This window comes from Halobacterium hubeiense, assembly GCF_001488575.1.
GTDB classification, from domain to species: domain Archaea; phylum Halobacteriota; class Halobacteria; order Halobacteriales; family Halobacteriaceae; genus Halobacterium; species Halobacterium hubeiense.
Window position 1 is genome coordinate 137,565 of the sequence record NZ_LN831303.1, and the last position, 16,842, is coordinate 154,406.

15 protein-coding genes and 1 pseudogene are annotated in these 16,842 nt (G+C 59.3%); 10 read left to right on the forward strand and 6 right to left on the reverse strand.

All coding sequences use genetic code 11. The annotated features are described in order from the left end of the window. Nucleotides 1-11 precede the first annotated feature (11 nt). From cas5b to cas6, 4 genes are read right to left on the reverse strand one after another with little or no spacing between them, the layout of a single operon-like run. On the reverse strand, nt 12-803 hold the full coding sequence (cas5b, locus tag HHUB_RS13850; protein WP_059058535.1) for a type I-B CRISPR-associated protein Cas5b: 792 nt from the start codon (nt 801-803) through the stop codon (nt 12-14). Beyond that, nucleotides 803-1,921 (reverse strand): type I-B CRISPR-associated protein Cas7/Csh2, encoded by a 1,119-nt coding sequence (gene cas7b, locus HHUB_RS13855; RefSeq protein WP_059058536.1) that lies wholly within the window; start codon nt 1,919-1,921, stop codon nt 803-805. The genes cas5b and cas7b overlap by 1 nt, the downstream gene beginning before the upstream one ends. Then, nucleotides 1,918-4,065 (reverse strand): type I-B CRISPR-associated protein Cas8b/Csh1, encoded by a 2,148-nt coding sequence (gene cas8b / locus HHUB_RS13860; protein WP_059058537.1) that lies wholly within the window; start codon nt 4,063-4,065, stop codon nt 1,918-1,920. The genes cas7b and cas8b overlap by 4 nt, the downstream gene beginning before the upstream one ends. Further along, nucleotides 4,062-4,868 carry a CRISPR-associated endoribonuclease Cas6 gene (gene cas6 / locus HHUB_RS13865; protein ID WP_082687269.1) on the reverse strand — a complete coding sequence of 269 codons (807 nt, stop codon included), beginning with the start codon at nt 4,866-4,868 and terminating at the stop codon, nt 4,062-4,064. The genes cas8b and cas6 overlap by 4 nt, the downstream gene beginning before the upstream one ends. A gap of 1,979 nt (nt 4,869-6,847) precedes the next feature. Here cas6 and HHUB_RS13870 point away from each other — a divergent pair. From HHUB_RS13870 to HHUB_RS13890, 5 genes are all read left to right on the forward strand, one after another. Further along, entirely contained in the window at nt 6,848-7,222 is a 375-nt protein-coding gene (locus HHUB_RS13870; protein WP_059058540.1) for a hypothetical protein, read from the forward strand. Nucleotides 7,223-7,254: 32 nt separating this feature from the next. After that, the gene (locus HHUB_RS16730) at nt 7,255-7,557 is read left to right on the forward strand and encodes a hypothetical protein (RefSeq protein ID WP_089649889.1); all 303 of its coding nucleotides are present in this window, start codon (nt 7,255-7,257) and stop codon (nt 7,555-7,557) included. Continuing rightward, nucleotides 7,554-8,663 carry a hypothetical protein gene (locus tag HHUB_RS13880; protein ID WP_143416460.1) on the forward strand — a complete coding sequence of 370 codons (1,110 nt, stop codon included), beginning with the start codon at nt 7,554-7,556 and terminating at the stop codon, nt 8,661-8,663. Before HHUB_RS16730 ends, HHUB_RS13880 begins: the two co-directional genes overlap by 4 nt. Then, a complete protein-coding gene (locus HHUB_RS13885; RefSeq protein WP_059058546.1) occupies nt 8,663-11,224 on the forward strand; it encodes a VirB4 family type IV secretion system protein in 2,562 nt (853 codons plus the stop codon). Before HHUB_RS13880 ends, HHUB_RS13885 begins: the two co-directional genes overlap by 1 nt. Before the next feature lie 64 nt (nt 11,225-11,288). Further along, nucleotides 11,289-12,914, forward strand: a complete 1,626-nt coding sequence (locus tag HHUB_RS13890) for a hypothetical protein (protein ID WP_059058547.1) — start codon at nt 11,289-11,291, stop codon at nt 12,912-12,914. 35 nt (nt 12,915-12,949) lie between these two features. On the opposite strand, the gene HHUB_RS13895 is transcribed toward HHUB_RS13890, so the two are convergent. Further along, nucleotides 12,950-13,342: a hypothetical protein gene (locus HHUB_RS13895; protein ID WP_059058549.1), complete on the reverse strand. Its 393-nt coding sequence runs from the start codon at nt 13,340-13,342 to the stop codon at nt 12,950-12,952. Nucleotides 13,343-13,490: 148 nt separating this feature from the next. Here HHUB_RS13895 and HHUB_RS16130 point away from each other — a divergent pair. Both HHUB_RS16130 and HHUB_RS16135 read left to right on the forward strand, forming a co-directional pair. Beyond that, nucleotides 13,491-13,795 (forward strand): annotated as a pseudogene (locus tag HHUB_RS16130) (toxin-antitoxin system TumE family protein). A 23-nt stretch (nt 13,796-13,818) separates the two neighbouring features. Beyond that, nucleotides 13,819-14,223: an HVO_A0114 family putative DNA-binding protein gene (locus HHUB_RS16135; RefSeq protein WP_082687290.1), complete on the forward strand. Its 405-nt coding sequence runs from the start codon at nt 13,819-13,821 to the stop codon at nt 14,221-14,223. Nucleotides 14,224-14,336: 113 nt separating this feature from the next. On the opposite strand, the gene HHUB_RS13900 is transcribed toward HHUB_RS16135, so the two are convergent. Further along, nucleotides 14,337-14,612 (reverse strand): hypothetical protein, encoded by a 276-nt coding sequence (locus tag HHUB_RS13900; RefSeq protein WP_143416459.1) that lies wholly within the window; start codon nt 14,610-14,612, stop codon nt 14,337-14,339. Between the two features lie 132 nt (nt 14,613-14,744). Here HHUB_RS13900 and HHUB_RS13905 point away from each other — a divergent pair, with 132 nt between their 5' ends. The 3 genes from HHUB_RS13905 to HHUB_RS13915 all read left to right on the forward strand — a co-directional run bounded on the left by HHUB_RS13905 (nt 14,745) and on the right by HHUB_RS13915 (nt 16,840). Then, on the forward strand, nt 14,745-15,143 hold the full coding sequence (locus HHUB_RS13905) for a hypothetical protein (RefSeq protein ID WP_059058553.1): 399 nt from the start codon (nt 14,745-14,747) through the stop codon (nt 15,141-15,143). Between the two features lie 57 nt (nt 15,144-15,200). Next, nucleotides 15,201-15,548 carry a hypothetical protein gene (locus tag HHUB_RS13910; RefSeq protein ID WP_059058555.1) on the forward strand — a complete coding sequence of 116 codons (348 nt, stop codon included), beginning with the start codon at nt 15,201-15,203 and terminating at the stop codon, nt 15,546-15,548. 128 nt (nt 15,549-15,676) lie between these two features. Further along, the gene (locus HHUB_RS13915) at nt 15,677-16,840 is read left to right on the forward strand and encodes a hypothetical protein (RefSeq protein WP_059058557.1); all 1,164 of its coding nucleotides are present in this window, start codon (nt 15,677-15,679) and stop codon (nt 16,838-16,840) included. Nucleotides 16,841-16,842 lie beyond the last annotated feature (2 nt).

Below are 16,842 nucleotides of genomic sequence, written 5' to 3' on the forward strand. Positions count from 1 at the left end.
CCCCTCGCGGCTCACGAGAACATCACCCGTCTGCCGTCGACCTCGTGGGTCTCGACGTCCTGCACCCGGAGTGGCTCCGCCCCGGTTGCGTACGCGACCGACTGGAACGCCGTCGTCGTCCGGCCCCCCTCGTCGGCCGCCATGAACGCCGGCGAGCGTTCGACTTTGACCTCCGTCTCAGGGGTGAGTTCGACGCTGTCGACTGCCTCGAGCACTGCCGAATCGACGTCGGTCGTCTCGCGCTCACGCGGCGTTACCTCGAACTCACCGAGATACGTGACTTCCGCGAGATGCTCCGAGAGGCCGAGACTCGGCGGGTAGTAGGACGTCCCGTCGCGGAGCCGGTCCTGTAGTCGATCCCGGAGATCGTCGTTCGCCAGCCGGAGATCCACGCGGTAGGCCGGCTCGACGAGCACCTCGTAGTTGTGTTGTTGGCGGAGCTCCGACGGATCAGGCATCGAGATCCGTGCATGCCCGCGGCTGGGCATCGTCATCATGTGTTCCTTGGCCGTCGAGAGCGTGTTCATCGGCATGTTGATCGTGCGGAGCTCGGCGATCGGCTCCACCGCGACCGCCGACACGTCCTGACCGAACGCTTCGTAGTAGCTGTCGCGGTCCAGCCCGAGCATCGCGGCGACGAGGCCGGCGAGGGTCGTCCGGGGGATGATCCGATAGGTCTGTTTGACGATGTTCCCTTCGACCCGTCGGAAGTGACCCCACTCCCCGCGGAGTTCGAAGGAGAGACACGTCTCCGGGAGCTGGTCGTCCTCGTCGGTCCAGCTCTCGAGTGACTCTTGGGCCATCACTCGGGCATCGTCGCAGCGGCTTCGTCGTAGACGTCGACGACCTCGACCGCGTCGCCGACAGCCTCGCGGAGCGCGTCGTAGAAGCCGTGTTCGCCGGCCTCGTCGCCTGCCGTGTAGACCTCGTCGCCGACGGTCACGTCGAGCACGTCGCTGGCGACGACACGAACGCGGGCGATACGGTCGGCGTGGCGGCCCAGCCGGGAGATGAGATCGCTCCCGTCGAGCGTGAACTCCCGGACGTTCCGGAGTTCGTCGACAGGGGCCGAGCGCTCTTCGTCGATGTCGAGGTCACGGGTGAGGCCACCGAGATGGAAGCTCTCGTCTTCGTACTCCACACGGAGGTAGAGTCGTGGCTCTTGGCCGACCTTGCTCCGGCTGATGGTCTGGTTCTTGATCGCGCGCCACGGGAGGGTGTCGAGGCGCTCCACGTCCGCCTCGGAGAGCTTCGTGTCGGCGGCACCGTTCTCGTCGACCAATCCGTGGAACGCGATGAAGCCGTACTGGATTCGGTGGTCGTCGAGGTCGAACCCACCCTGCTCTTTCCCCTCACCAGTCGCGATGACGCTCGTGAGACTGTTGTACTCCTCGTTCTCCGTTACGGGATGGAGCGTCTTCGCGGGCGAGAACTGGACCGGCCCGGTGAAGTGGTCCGGAAGGTAGTCTTCGAACCCCTCGTAGTTCCCCTTCATGTCGACACTCATCGTCGCACCGAAATACCGCACGTCGGCGCTTGCGTCGAGGAACGTGCCGAACACTTCCTCGCGGAGCTCGGCTGCCTCATCGTCGTCCAGATCGCTGAGGTCCCAGTCGTCCGGGTCTAGTTCACGCATCCGGTCGGCGAGGAGGTCCTCCCGCGAGGACTGCTTGCCCGCCTCGTTTTTCACGTTCCGGACGTAGACCCCATGGCCGTCGTCGTCGAGCTGGTCGCGAAGGTAACGCTTCAGCCGGACGTCCGTCACGATTGCTTGTTGGGTTTCGGGATCGATTCGCGGGCGGTTCGCCCCACTCAGAGGGTTGCCGTTGGGGTTGGCGTCGACGGCGTCGTAGCAGAAGACGATCTCGGATCGGTTCGTCACGGGGTCGTAGCTGTCGTCAGCGTATGTGTCGTCAGTCATGCTTCTTCCTCCGCAGTTTCGGGCTGGTCGTCGGCCTGTTCGTCGTCGCTGCTCGCCCAGTTGTTCATTCCGTAGGCGACTCCGAGCGAGTAGTAGAATCGGAGATCGGTCGTGTCGAGCTCCCAGTCGCCGTCGATGTCGATCTGGGGGAGCGTCGTCACCAGCCGATCGACGACCTCGCGGTACATTGTCCCCGCCATGTTGTTCTCCCGGGAGTAGACGACGTTCTTATCGAGCACGTCGCTCGCGAGACGCTTTAGCTTCGACTCCGTGACGGCCTTGATCGGGTACTGGTCGATGAGCGTCGTCGAGCGTCCCTCGCTCACCTGCTGGTAGCCGGTCACTTGGCCGACCAGTACGCCGAGGAGGAAACTGCCACGCCGTTCGGGCTGATCCGCCGCGAGAGCGGGTGTCTGTTCAAGGAACTGTTCGAGCTTCGTCTCCCGGGCCGCGGCGACGTTCCCGCCGTCGGCTCGGGCTGGTGTGTCCTGTTGCATATCGTCTGTATGATCGTGTGTCAACTGCCGCGGCTCTGCGACCGGTTCGTACGCGTCGCGTCCGGTGAGAAGCCCCGCTTCGGCGAGCGCACAGAGCTGTGCGTACTGTGCGGAGACACGGAAGCTCGGGAACTCCTCGCCCTCGTCCTCGAGCAATCGTTCCACGTACTCTGTGAGCACCTTCTCGACATCGAGCGGCTCGCTCGAGAGTACAGCCACGAGCGCACGGATTCGGTAGTCGTCGGCGCTTGCGTCGTCGTCATCGGCCGGCGCGAACGTCTGTTCGAAGTACCAGCCAGTTGCAAGGATGCTCAGCAATGCCGACTCCTCCGGAACGAAGATGTCCCAGTTGTCCGGTGTCGGGAACGCGGCTCGAAGCCCCGGATCGGGGTGGTCGACGTCACCTTCCGCGTCGTACAGCCACGACCGAAGTACCCGCTGGTGGGCTCTGGTGAGCTCGACGGGTGAGAACAGCGTTCCGTCCATGCTGTCGCCGAACACGTCGAAGCGCTTCGTCTGGTGTTCCATCACCGCGGCGACGTAGAACCGGAAGCGTTCTCCCGCTTCCTGCAGTCGCGGGGTGTCCTGATAGCTTCGATAGGCGCTCTCGAGCGGACTCATCTCTCCGGCGTGTACCAGGTCGTAGAGAAGTCCGTAGAGGTCCCTCGCGTCTGCCGGATCGAGCCGCCCGAAGAAGTACGGAAGGTAGTAGATGTTCGCTCCCATCGTGTAGTAGTCGCAGGCGTCGACGAACGTACTCGCGTTCATCAGCGTCACTGCAACGTCTTCCGAGACTGGGTGCGTCCGCCATGCCTCGTCCGGATCGAACCCGGGGAATTTCTCGAGCTGCTTGCCGAGGAAGTAGTTCAGCGGATCTTCAGCCGTCCCGACGGTCGGGCCTCGGCTACCGGTCACGAGATCGGTCGCCTCACCCACGGAGTTCGTGGCTTCACCCTTTGAGACGAGCTTCGATCGCTTGCGCGCCCGCATTGCTTCGTTGAACACCGAACTCGCCTCACCCGGGAGGAGATACTCACCGTCAGAATCGAGTTTGACTGCGACAGTCGTGAGCGCCGTGGTCTTCCCGTCGAGCTGTTCGTCGACGGCCGTCTCGATGCGCTCTCTAAGCCCCTCACTCTCGCCGAGTGCAGCGAGTGCGTCGACGATCCACCTGTCTTCGTGATCGGCGGCAGCCTCTTGGATCACGTCGTCGGCAGCCCACGAAGTGAGTCGCTCGTGGAGATACTCCGCGACCTTTTCGGGCTCTTTGCTCTTGCCCGTTCGGTGGGTGACGCTATGGTCGAACCCACGCGCGGAGTCGTACCACGAGTGGGCAACCGCCTCGACTTTCCCCTTACCGTAGCTCTCGACGCCGACTGGCTGGTCAGGGTCCAAGCGGGGCTCGTTCCCACTCAGATCGATGCGGAGATAGAGTAGGCTCTCCGGTTCATCGAACAGGTCCGTGGATTTCTCCGGCGTCAGGTAGGCCGCGTATTCGCCACCCCCCGCGGTCGCAAGCGTGTACAGACGGCCGTAGACGTACTGGAGGTCGCGGAGTGAGGTGATCGGCCGGTCCGGGAGTTCACTTGCCAGTTCCTCGTCGTCATAGTCATTCTCGAACGTCGACGGCTCCGGGAGCAGGCTCATCCATGGACCTCCGCCGCTGGTTTGCCGTACGGGTTGCGCTTTTCGACCAGGTTACAGAATCCCAGCCCCAGCGCGTTTCGTTCCCCGAGCCCGCAGTCCAGTGCGAGGTTGAGGTGGCGTCGATGGTCGTCGTCTCGGACGGTATAGTCGAACTGCCACTTCGAGAGTACGAAGGTCAGCTCCTGATCTGCGGTCACTTGGAGCGGGACGGCGAACGTCTTCAGTAGCTCGTACCCCTCGAAGAGATCACCCTCAGTGTCGCTTGGGCCCGGAAGGTAGTCCGGGCTGAATAGATCGTGTTTCTGGTCGAGATTCGCCTCGAGCTGCTCTCGCAGTGGCTCGATTGTATGTTCTGGCTGCCAATACACCGCCTCTTCGCCGGGGTTCTCAATTCCATAATCGTCACAACGCCATGGTGGGATGCGCACGAGGAGTCCAGTGCCAGTCTCGATCGTCCCGCTGCTCCCAGGTTCGCCGACATCCGGTGACAGTGACGTGAGTTCGTCGATATGGAACGGCATCTGGCCGATATTGAGCTCGCGATCGGCGGTCAGGTCTTCTGCAACATCGGCCAGTAATTGCTCTTGCGGGGCCGAAATCAGCAGAGTTCGCTCGTCTCCTTCCTGCATATCTCCCGGCGGGAAGGGGTTACTGTAATTGAATCCCGGTGGGCGGTTTTCGTCATGATACTGTTCGTACTCCGTGCCCTGCAACGCTTGCCAGATCCTACCTCGGAGCTTGGGGTGATACGCGTTGTCGTATGCGGTATCAGCCCGCGCGTGTAACCGTACTAGTAATCTCACAGTGTTATGTCGATTTAGGTATCGATCCTATGGTAGTTATTCTTTTCCCCTGATGAGAAGTACATGCCAGCACCCACCTCACCGAAGTTCATCTGAAACTTGTGACGGTGTTGGCACCATACTGGTAACTTCAACCGCAGTTGCGTTCATCTGATACAGATTGGGTGCCTCGTCAAGCCACAACCATCATGAGTGCTGGGAGTATACTCACCTATCGCAGCAGTTTCCGTATGGTGCTTACATGCCTAGGGCCCGGAGTAGATACCAGGAATATCTACTCCCCTGAGGCAAGCATCATATTATTGGCTTCATCAACAGCCTATTTCCCCGCTGTCAACTTAGTTCTTTCTACCAATATGGCATAACTGCACACCCCTTCACCCTCACAAGGGCACGTCTGAAATGCGGTCTCGATCATTTCTCGCAGCTTGAGGAGGTCTCGTAGCTTCAACCACATGCCGGTGCGTCTGAAACGTACCCGACGGGCGTTCGATTCGACAGCTGTCACGGGAAGTGGATTCTGTCAGTGTCTGTGTAGCGGTGACATAAACGTCAACGCCGGTTGGTATCGACGTATTGAGACGGTGATCGGGGAGTATTAACCAATGGATTGGGGCACTGTTCAGATTAGAGTTGAAGGATGAGGCGGCCAAATTTCTGAGTTCTCTATCCTCGAAATCAGCCGCCCAGCGGAGATAGCGACTGCTTCGAGCTAGAGTTTGTGGATCGAGAAGCGACATCGAACTGGGCGAGAGAACGGCTACGCACTGCTCTGGCGTTCCATGATCAGGCTAGGGTTCCCGGCAGTAGAGTGAAAAAGGAGAGTCTAGGAACCTCCTCGGAGCCACGATCTGCTGCTCAGATACCATCCGGAAATTCCCCTGTTGGTCGTCTTCTCTGACCGGTATCGGATCTCTATTTCCGCTCCCCTAACAGTAGTTGAACGGACAGAATTTTATTCAGGAATTGCCCCGTAATTAGGAGTGTGAAGGGCATGTGACGCCGTCCACGCTGAATAAATCAATCGTATTTGCAACAACTGATAATCAAACCCTCCTAACGGAGATTAGATTAGCCGCGGCATCAACACGAGCGCGAATGAACTCTCCGGCGAGGAGCACGAGTGATCAGCCTTGGAACTCCCATCGTACCGGCGTCCATACTGCTCGGGAGATCGTATACCCAACAACGACGATACGCGACGATTCTTCATCGACCCCTAGGGGGTTCAGGGTGAATTACGGGTTGACGAAAACACCGAAGTATGTATGGCCTGTAGCACCGCTGAGTGCCCCGTATGGGGCATGGTTACATCAGAACGCTAGTGCGGTTGAAGCGTCGGATTGGTCTCGACCTCGACCGCGAACGGCGGCTCGTTACATCAGAACGCTAGTGCGGTTGAAGCCAGATTGGCGACCCCGTGATGGACGCCGCGCAAGGCCGTTACATCAGAACGCTAGTGCGGTTGAAGCCCCCGCCAGCGCCATCGCCGCTCCCGTCTCCGGGTAGTTACATCAGAACGCTAGTGCGGTTGAAGTGCACAGTGTGTCGATGGGCGACGCTGGCTGGAGTGTGGACGCGCTACCTACTGCTATCGGATGTTGGAGTTGTCGCCAACCACGATTTGGGAGAGACAACGTGCTGAGGTGTCTGCGACGACGCACTCAACAGGTCGTTTCGTGTGGTTGGCGATGGTCAAGATACTGCTTTGAGGTTACCTAAGGATTTTGATTCGGCAGACCTCTCGTCGGTATTGAATGTGCTCTTGTGCTTCTGCTATCGTGGCCGGTCTTCTAGTTCATCGCTGTCGACACCGGTTTTATAGTAGTCGTCTTCGATTCGGGAATCGCCTCAGAGTCAAGCTCTGAGGCGCTCGGCCTGCGACGCTGATGACTAGACCTTTTCTCAAATTTTAGAATGACGATGTGACGATACGCCAAAACAAATAACGCACACACAATCCAGGGTTGATTCGTCCTATGACAGACCCTAGTGAAGAACACGACAGTCAATCCAACACCGGCTACATCGAACGCTTCACCCACTCATTCGTATTCCTCTGGGTTGGCGCACTCACCGTCACTCTCTTTGTTGACCCAGTAGCCGCCCAAGAATCGTCCCAACCCATCATGACTACCGTCGAAAACGCCACCGCGTGGCTCACCGGCATTGGACCTGCCGTCGGCACCCTCAACGCCGGGTTCAACATGATGAAAGCCTCCGGCACCAACAAATCCGGCAAAAAGAAAGAATACAAGGAGAACATCCGGAGTTCACTCATGTACGGCTGGGGGCTCGGCATGCTCATGGGCATCACGTCCCTCATTACCAGATGGACCGGCGTCGGAGCGTAATCACCTGTTAACCACTACGTCCTCCTCCAATCATGTCCGACTCCGAATCCGACCCCGATTACGTACACGTACAGTTCCACGACCCAGACCGTCTCGAAGCTATCCGTAACACGAAAAACCAGCACAACATGCGGTGGCGAGAAGTTCTCGAATACGGCGCTCGCTACCTCCAAGCCATCGACGACGTCATCGACGACAACCCCGAACTCCTTGCCCAACACCTCCTCAAACGCACTGACACAACACAACTCCTCGAATACGCCAATAGAGACGACCTGACGGACAGCGTCAGCACCCCGAAACGCGACCCGGATACCCCTGACTCACGGCCATGAAGCGCGCTCAACGTCGTATCCCACAGCAAGCCGACGACTCGATGAACCTCATCCGGGGGTACACGCTTGACGACGCCTATCTCGTCGGCCCCGGCATCGCAATCTGCATCCTCACACTCACCCTCGTCCCACCGGTCATCCGCCTCCAGGGCGTCCTCCTCGGCGTCCTCGCCTTCCTCCTCGGAGTAGTCGGGCTCGCTACCACGCCAGACTACTACAAGTCCACCGAATGGGTGAAACTCCACGCAGCCCACCTCGCCCGCCAATCCACATACGAACACCTCACCTTCCACCACGACCACGCCCAACGCACCCAGACAGACGAGGTAGAACAGACGACGACACAGGCCATCTTCGCTACCAACCAGCGCACACAGGACGTTCTTGACGTCGAACGCGTCCAACCGGGCTCTGGTCAGCGTGGCGACACCGGCTACGTCGAACTCACTGACGGCACGCTCGTTGGCGCCGTCCAAATCGACCCGGCAAACCTCTCGCTATCAACAGCCGACGACTGGAGCCGCACTGTCACCCAACTGGGCTCCACAATCAACACGCTGGACTTCCCCACCCAAATCTACCGCACCTCCCGAGACTTCGACACAGACGCATTCCTACAGCCCTACCACGACCGCCGCAGTGACGACGACGTTCGGAACGAACCCGTCCTCAAAACCCTCCTCAATGAATTCCTCGCATGGTACCCAGAAGAACTCGCCAGCCGCGGCACGCGCATTACGGAATTCTACGTCATCGTTCCCGTCCGCCCCGAAGAAGTCGAATCCTCGCGGCGGACAGCCGGATTCAAAGAACAACTCGCGGAGTGGCCGCTTCTCGGCCGGCTCATCAGTACGAATGACGAGGAAGACGCGCCAGAGGCAGTCTTGCGTGGTCGCCAGCGGGAGACGCTATACGACCGACTCGCGATGGTTCGCGGCCACTTCCGCGAAATCACGGACATCGACGCCACCCGCGTCGACGCGGTCGAGCACGCGGAACTCATCGTCCGCGCTTACCAGCGCGAGGACGTCGACCAACAGGACCAGCTTGAGACGAACGGCATCACCACCCGCGACCAACCCGCAGCCCGCTCGGAGGACTCCTAATGCTCAGTCATACCGCCGTCACCACCGTTGCTGCCGTATCGCTCCCGGTCGTCGGCCCCACCAGCCCGATTCTCCTCGCAGGAGGCATCATCGCGGTCATCGCAATTCTGGGGGTGGTTGCAGCTATCGCGAGGAAAGCCGGCCTCGTTTCGTCCAACCAGACATTCGTCGACGACCACAACACAGCCGCAGACGCAGCCACGGACCAAGAACCAGTCGAGCAAGCCACTGAGGAAACGCCGGCGCCGTCGACAGCCAACGAGCCGCCCAGCGAACGCACGAACGCCGATGCCTCGGTGGCCGAGGTCGAGACGCTGGACGACGAGATGCAGGTCCTCGATGACCGCGGGGAACGCCAACTCTCGGGCATGGCTCCACGCCACATCCGCGAAGATGAGGACTACTACGAACACCTCCGGATTGACGACCACTACACGCGCTCGTACTTCATCGACGGGTGGCCGGATAGTGTCTCAGACGGCCAGTTCCACGGCCTGTTCAGCCAGCCCGGCCTCGATTTCGATATCGCACTCCACATCGACCCGCTTGATTCCCCGCACGCGCTTGAGGACCTGAAAGAGCGGATTCGAGAATTGGAGTCCGAGTACGAACTGCTTGCCGACGACGGCCAGACTATCGAAGCCCGTGACGTCGAACGGAAGTTACAGGACTACCAGTCGATGCGGGACGCCATCCGTGATACTAACGCGGAGTTCGTCGACGTTTCGATGTACGTCACCGTCGCCGCAGACAGCAAGGACGAATTAGACCGCGTTAGCGACCAATTCGAGGATACGCTTCAGGAGAACGGGCTACGGTCCATCCTGAAGACGAAAGACCAAGAGCGAACCCTACGGTCGACGTCGCCCATCGCGAAGGACGAGCTCGAGAAGAAGCACTCGATGATGGGCGGAGCGATTGGGGCGATGCTCCCGTTCAGCAGCGGCACGCTCATCCAAGACGAAGGCATTCCGATTGGGGTTCACGCGGAGAACTCCAGCCCGATTATCTACGACCGATTCACCCACGACCGTGGGTACAACATGCTCACCATCGGGAACATCGGCGCCGGGAAGTCGTTCTCCACGAAGCTGCATTTGCTCCGGCACAAACTCTACGACGACGACACGATTGTCATCATGCTGGACCCGCTCCGTGGATTCGCCGGCCTCAATAGCGCGCTAGACGGCCAGCAGATCGTCGTCGGCGGCGACTTCGCACTCAACCCCTTGGAAATCAAGGAACCGCCGGAGAGCGTCAAGGAGAATCCACAGGTGAATCCGGGGACGGCGAAGATGAAGGACCTCAAGTCCTTCTTCGAGTCGTTCTTCGACATGCGCGGCGAGGAGCTGGGCGAGAAGTGGACCACCCTCCAGCGCGCACTCCGTACGGCCTACCACGAGCGCGGTATCGACCTTGACGACCCCGACACCCACGCCCGCCAGTCTCCGACGATCCGGGAGGACGTCATTCCGATTCTCTTGGAGATGGTGACGGACGTTGAGGAACACTCTATCATCCAAGATATTATCGACGACGAGACGACCATCGAGGAGGTCCTGAACGCCGCGCAGGAGGTGACTGAGGAAGAGCGAAAGCGGGCGGCAGAACTGTTGCTCGCGATGGAACCATTCCTTGAGGGTGGCGCACTTGCGAACCTCGGCGAATCCTCGGATTTCGATATCGGGAGCGAGGACGTGGTGTGGTTGGACCTCCAGCAGCAGGAGTCCCGCGGCGGCCTCGGCCTAATGATGAATCTCCTGTTCTCTGCGGTCTACGAGCGGGCGAAGCAGACGGACAAGGAGGTGATTTTCGCGATTGACGAGGCCCGGTACATCATGCGGGACAAAGCCGCCCTGGAATTCCTTGAGCAGGCGGTGCGGCACTCCCGTCACTACGACCTCAGTATTCAGTTTATCACGCAGACCGTCGACGAGTTCTTCCAGCACGAGGAAGCCGAGGCGATTGCCGACCAGTGCGACCACAAGCTGTTCTTCCACACGGAAGGTCTAGATAATGAGGTTGCGTCGAAGGTCGGGATGAGTGAGACGGAAGCCCAGTTCGTGCGGACAGCTACACCCGGTGACGAGGAACGTGGATACTCGGAGGCGGCATTCGGGGTGGCGGACGAGGGCTGGTATCCCGTTCATATCAGCGCGAATCCGAAGGAAGCGGCTGTTGTTGACCTTGATCCGGACGAGGATATTCGAGCCGCACTCCCGGGGATGAACGACGACGAGGTAGTGCCTGAGGAGGTACAGGAGATTCGCGAACAGCTCCTTGAGAAGTATAGTGACGAAGTGGAGGTTGAAGTGAAGCCGGAGAAGCTGGTGCCGGAGATTCGGGCGATTGGCGAGGATGGCGACGAGGTGATTGTCGACCAAGACGAGATACGGCGGTCCGGCCCGAATCTCGATAAGATTGTCTCGGACGCCCTGGACCTCGCAGACGACGAAGGCGGTAACGAGGAAAGTAGCAGCGATGATTCGGATAGAGAGTCGCTGAATCGGTTGTTCGACCAGCTTGAGAACGGCGAATCTGACTCGGATGAGGACGAGTAGTTATCGACGAGTCGCCAGCGCCGTTCTCGTTGTTCTCGTCGTCTGTGTGGGCGTCGGAGTTGGTGTGCATCCTGCCGCAGCGGACCCGCCTGAGGAGCCCGACCACGGGTTGAACGCCAGCGAGTTCTACCCACTCTGGTCGCACGACGTCGACGGGAATATCTCGTTGAACGAAACGGCGATTCGCACGCTCGCGAACGGCACCGATATTTCGTACTTAGAGCCCCCTGAGGAAGTCCAACGATGGAATCAACAGGACCTCAGAGAGTTCCCTGAGACGGGTACGAAGACATCCGTGTATCCAGAGGGGACGGAGACGACGGCGAGTGACCGTGGTTGGATTACGGACGCCTACACGCGGTTGTTCGCAATCCAGCCGAGTACGCGAGCGTTCGTGAGTGGGAGCCGCCAGCCTCTATACGTACCGAGTAAGGGGTCGATTCTCGCCACAACCGACTACCGCGTCGACCTTCCCGAAGACGACACGACCGGGAGCGTTCGCGTCTTCTACGACCTGAATAGCGCGAGCATCGAGTCAGTTCGAGCGGTTTCGGGAGCGCGGACTATCGGGACTACGGCGCCGAGTCAGACGGTGCAAATCAACTACAGTGACCTCCAGTCCGGCCCGCACTCGGTTGGTGTCGAAGCCCGAATCCAGATTGATGTCACGAAGACCACGAAGACGAAGGTCTGTAGCGATGACGGACGCTGCCACTGGGAGACTGAAACCGAAGAAATCGACGAGTCGATAACGGTCGAGGACACCCGGCTGGTCGAACAGTACAGTCTCCTGTCGACAGGATACGTAACCCAGTATCCAGACGGCGATATGGGTGTTGTCACGAAGCAAAACCACCCGTGGGCGGGCCTCTCGCTCCCTGAGAATGATACTGCAAACGGTGTATGGCGGTTCTACAGTGGGCGTGAGACGGATTGGGATTCGTTGACGAAGACGAATCCGGACGGGACGGAGACGGTGTCCTCGCCGGCGCAGCCACTACAAGTGTACGCGTATCCATCGACGAGTCAGGCAGAGCTCGCGACAACCGAGAGTGGGTTCAGCCAGCCGGAGGGAGAACTGTTGCAGACGCAGGGCGAGCAGCGTCCCGTCCCGGAACTGCCGGCGTCAGTGAACGTCGACGTGGCGAACGAATCGTATAATGTGTCCTCGCAGCTTGCGGTCCGCCACGCGGAGTACGAACCCAAGACGGTGGAAGTTCGTGGGTTAGTGGCGGGGACGTCGCGAGAGTTGAGTCCATCGTTCTATACGACCGTGAAAACACGGGCGACGTCGCTAGACGTGGAGGTCATTAATGCAACGTCGTCGACGCTCCGTGTACGGGTTGAGTTATCCGACGAGCAGGGCCGGCCAGTGATGACGGCGGGCTACGATGGCCGCGTGGTCGTCGAGGGAACGCCGGTGGAGACGAATGCGGCAGGAACAGCGATTGTGACGATTGAACGGGCGGAGAAGGGGATGACAGCCGTGTATGAGCCGGCGTCGTTCTGGAAGCGGAATCCCGCGTATACGTCGTCGTCAGCGTCGTTCACTGGGCCGTCGTCGTTTGGTGGAAATTTGTGGATGCTGTTTCGGTTGGTGTTGGCGGCGCTACTGCTCTGGCTACCCGTGTATATGTTCGACCGGATGCTGGATTTAGATATCTGGCCGCCGTGGGAGGGACTCTGGTAAATGGCCTAGGGTCAAGCTCCGAGGCTCCCGGTAGGTTAGTTTTGGGAGGCTCGCTTGTAGAAGGCGATTACCGCACCGAGGAGCGTGAGGTTCTGAAGGAACGATGTTAATTCGTCGCCGCGATCTTCTTCGTCAACGGCCCAGAAGTTGTGAATTGTGGGGGTGACACCGATGAAGAACGCGGCGATACTACTAGCGGACAGTTTCGGGAGCTTCCAGAGACTAATACCGAGGCTGCCACCTAGCAGGAGGCCGCTCGATACTGGGACAAGTTGGTCCGCGAATGGAACGCCTTTGGCGTCGGCGTACGCGATTCGTCCGTCTAGGTTTGTGAGGTTGCGAACTGCGAGAATTGCGAGGCCGCCAGCAAAGAGAAGGCGGCCGAGGAGTGGTGGGGCATTGTTGTTGGATGAATCAGTATCAGACATCTTCTGGGATGAGAACTGTTACGGGATTAATTCCTACGGAAGTCGAGAGTGTATCCGAAATATCGGTTCCATTTTCTGGGAGGTTGACTGGCCTATGTTGTGTGGTCCATAGGACCATGTGTATGGAGGTAATAACATACGGTGACGGATGGCGTCCTACACCACCATCGAAGACTGGCGAGATGTCAAAGACGGCTACGTCATCGATGTCACCATCCGACAAACGGAGGACAACAAGTACCCGAGCGGATGGGACTACGGCCTACACCTCGGGGAAGTCGGGGCGACACCATCCTCCGCTACGACAACGCTCACAAACGGACGAAAGGCCACGAACGCCACACCACGGATACCGTCGAAATAATCGACTTCCCCGGGATGCTGGCACTCTACGACCGCTTCAAGCGTGAGACCGAGAAGCTATCGCCTGTCTCGTGGAACTGGCCGGAGTAGGACGCATTCAGGAGGTGCATACCATGCCCACACTCAAAGTTACCGTCGGCAAACGCGACCGTCTCGACCAGCATACGCGGAGCCGCATCAAGGCTGCTCAAGAAGGCGAAGACCTCGACGACGCCCAGCCCGTACTGAATTTCGAGTCGTATGCGGAACTCAGTCGACTTCTCAGCCCGAAGAACCTAGAGCTGTTGGAGACAATCTCCGAGCACGACCCAGAAAGCATCAGCGAAGCCACCGAACTGGTGGACCGAGACTACAAACAAGTCCATCAGAACCTCTCTGAACTCGAAGATATCGGCGTCATCACGTTCGAACACAGTGACACAGGCCAAGCGAACCAACCAAAGCTGGCCTATGATGGTCTCGAAATTGACCTTCCCTTTGCGGGGTCAAACGGGAGCGTCAGTACAGCAGCTCCGTGAGGAGATTCGATTAATACAGGTAGTATTGTCTTGAAATTTTCTATGGCAGTGATTGGGTTATTTTCTCCCTTAGTACTTGCATTGAATAAAAACCCGGGTTTATAACAATAATATTATTCGTTGTTGTTGATTTCTTTGCGGAGTTCGTCAACTTCGCGTTCGAGTCGTGCGAGGCGGCGTTCTTGGTCGCCACAGACACGGTCATAGAGGTCGGCTGCGAGCTCTGGTTCGTGCTTGTCGAGGAGGTCGATATCCGTTTCGAGTTGGTCGAGTCGTTTCTTGAGTCGACTGCGGATTTTACTCCGGTACTCTTTGGGGTTTTTAACGTCGGTTGCGTCGCCGCGGAGGACTTCACGTTCGCGGTCGGTGAGTAACGCCCGCCGGTCCATGTGTCCGCTCGGTTCGCTGTGGATGCCCATATACTGTCCGATGTTTCCCGTATGAAAGAATTTTCCCGCTATATCGACCGGTATTTCCATCATGCCGGAAATTATATACCTTTAGCGACGAGATATTGACATATGGCAACCGACGCCAAAACCACCCCCCATCCTGAAACGCCCGTCCGACTAACCACTCACCGCGAAGGCCCCCAAAACGTCGTCTACGAATTGAACATCCACAATGAGACGCGCCAACAGGTCCTCGATGCCTACGACGCCGACAACGTCGACGACCTCGCCAGCCAACACACCAAACCCGGCCGAGAAGTTGTCGACGTCCGCCTCGGCGTCATCGCCGGTCGTGGCGACGACGCAACCTTCCACACCGACCACGACCTCCTCAAGCGCGTCGACGGCGTGACCGACACGCTCGCAGCGGCATTCGTCAACGAGTACGGCGACCTCGAACAGTTCGAACACCGGTTGAAAGCCGCCGACGTCTGGATTGAGCCGGACGCCACACCGAATAGCCGGTAACGCGGGTGATTCTACATGTCCTCAGAAAGTTTACGCCATCACCGTGGGTCGATACAAGTGTCGGGAGAGACGCAGTCGTACCCAGAACTGCCCGTCAGTCCGCGGGCTGTCCTTCCAGCGTTCCAGATGCTTTCCGCGCCCCAACGCGACACGTTCGTTGCGGTCCTCCAGCTCGTCGATGACGGGACGCCACCATCCGGGATGAGGGTGGTTAGTCGGGTCGAGCGGTTGGGCCAGCCGTCGAGCCAGCAGACGATTTACCGCGCGCTCAGCGAACTCCAGGAGTACGGGTATCTGCGGCAGTTCGACGGTGAGGGAAGAGCCCAGCAGTACGTGCCGACGAGGAATGGGGTCGCAGCGTTCTGGTCCGCTCGCGAGATGGAAGCGCGCGCTGTCTTGTCTTAACCAACAGTCCGAGTGTAGAGTCGTCTTGTGTTGGTTAAGTCAGCGGGCGCAACACGTCTTATTCTCAAATCTGGGAAAAGGTCAGTCATCCGATAACACATAAATACAATGCGACCCACTCATACCGCATGAAATTCCCCTTCCGGGATAACTCACGGGAAGCCAAACAATACGACACCTACCCCCTCCAGACCACGTACAACGTCCCCCTCGAAAGCATCCCCGGTCAACTCCTCGAAATCCACCCCTACCAAGACAACGACGGCATCGACGCCGGCGCAAACCTCCTTCAGGCTCTTCACGACGTCCGTATCCGTGACGGCGAAAACGCCAGCCCCGCTCACGCCTTCGAACTCTGGTTCGACCGCGGCGAGTTCAAATTCCGGCTCTACGCCGCCAACGAACGTGCCAGTGATCGCTTCCAACGCCGCACCACCAACACCTACACCAACTCCGAAGTGACCCCCCGTACGTCCGGCCGGGCCTTCCCCGAGCTACGGCCCAACGACCATGTCGCAGGCGCTCGCCTCTCCGAAGAACGCCACACCTTCCTCCCCATTCGCCACCACAACGCCGAGGGCTTCGAACACGGCGACCCCTACAGCGACATCATGGGCGAAATGCTCACTCTTGACGATTCTCTCGCGGTCGTCCAAGTCATCTTCAAGCCCGCTCCGAAGGATTGGACGGAGAACGGCCCGAACGGCGAATCAGTTGGAGACGTCGCCACCGGCCTTCGGTCCGGGAGCGTCACTGGGTTCAAAGACCCGCTGTTCTGGCTGGGGATTCGCGAGCTCGAGGAACGCGACAGTAGTAGCAAGGACAAGGAGGCCGCGAAAATCGTTGAGCAGCAGCGTGGTGAACAGGGCTTCCACGTCAACGTTCGCGTGCTTGCAGCGTCGCCACAGCCGCGTGAGGCGCGCGAGCGAGCGCGTGGTATCGCATCTATGTTCGCGAAATACTACAACGCCACCTCCGAGCAGGGGTTAGACCACCACCCGGTTGAGGCGTCTGACGAGGAGATGCAGCGGCTGCTCGCGCAGATGTTCGAGCGGAAATGGCAGGACCGCGGGATGATTCTTAGCATCGACGAGGTCGCCGGCCTCGCCCACATCCCGAACCGAGAGATTGAGGTCCCCCAGATTCCGTGGAAATCCACGCAGTCCGGCTCCCAGATTGCCGCCGAAGCCACCAAGGACGAAGCCAACACGAGCGGTGTCGAAGCCGGACAGGACGCCAGCAGTGACGCCGGCTGGGCGGGTGACGCGGCTGCTGATGATGGAGGTATCTGACC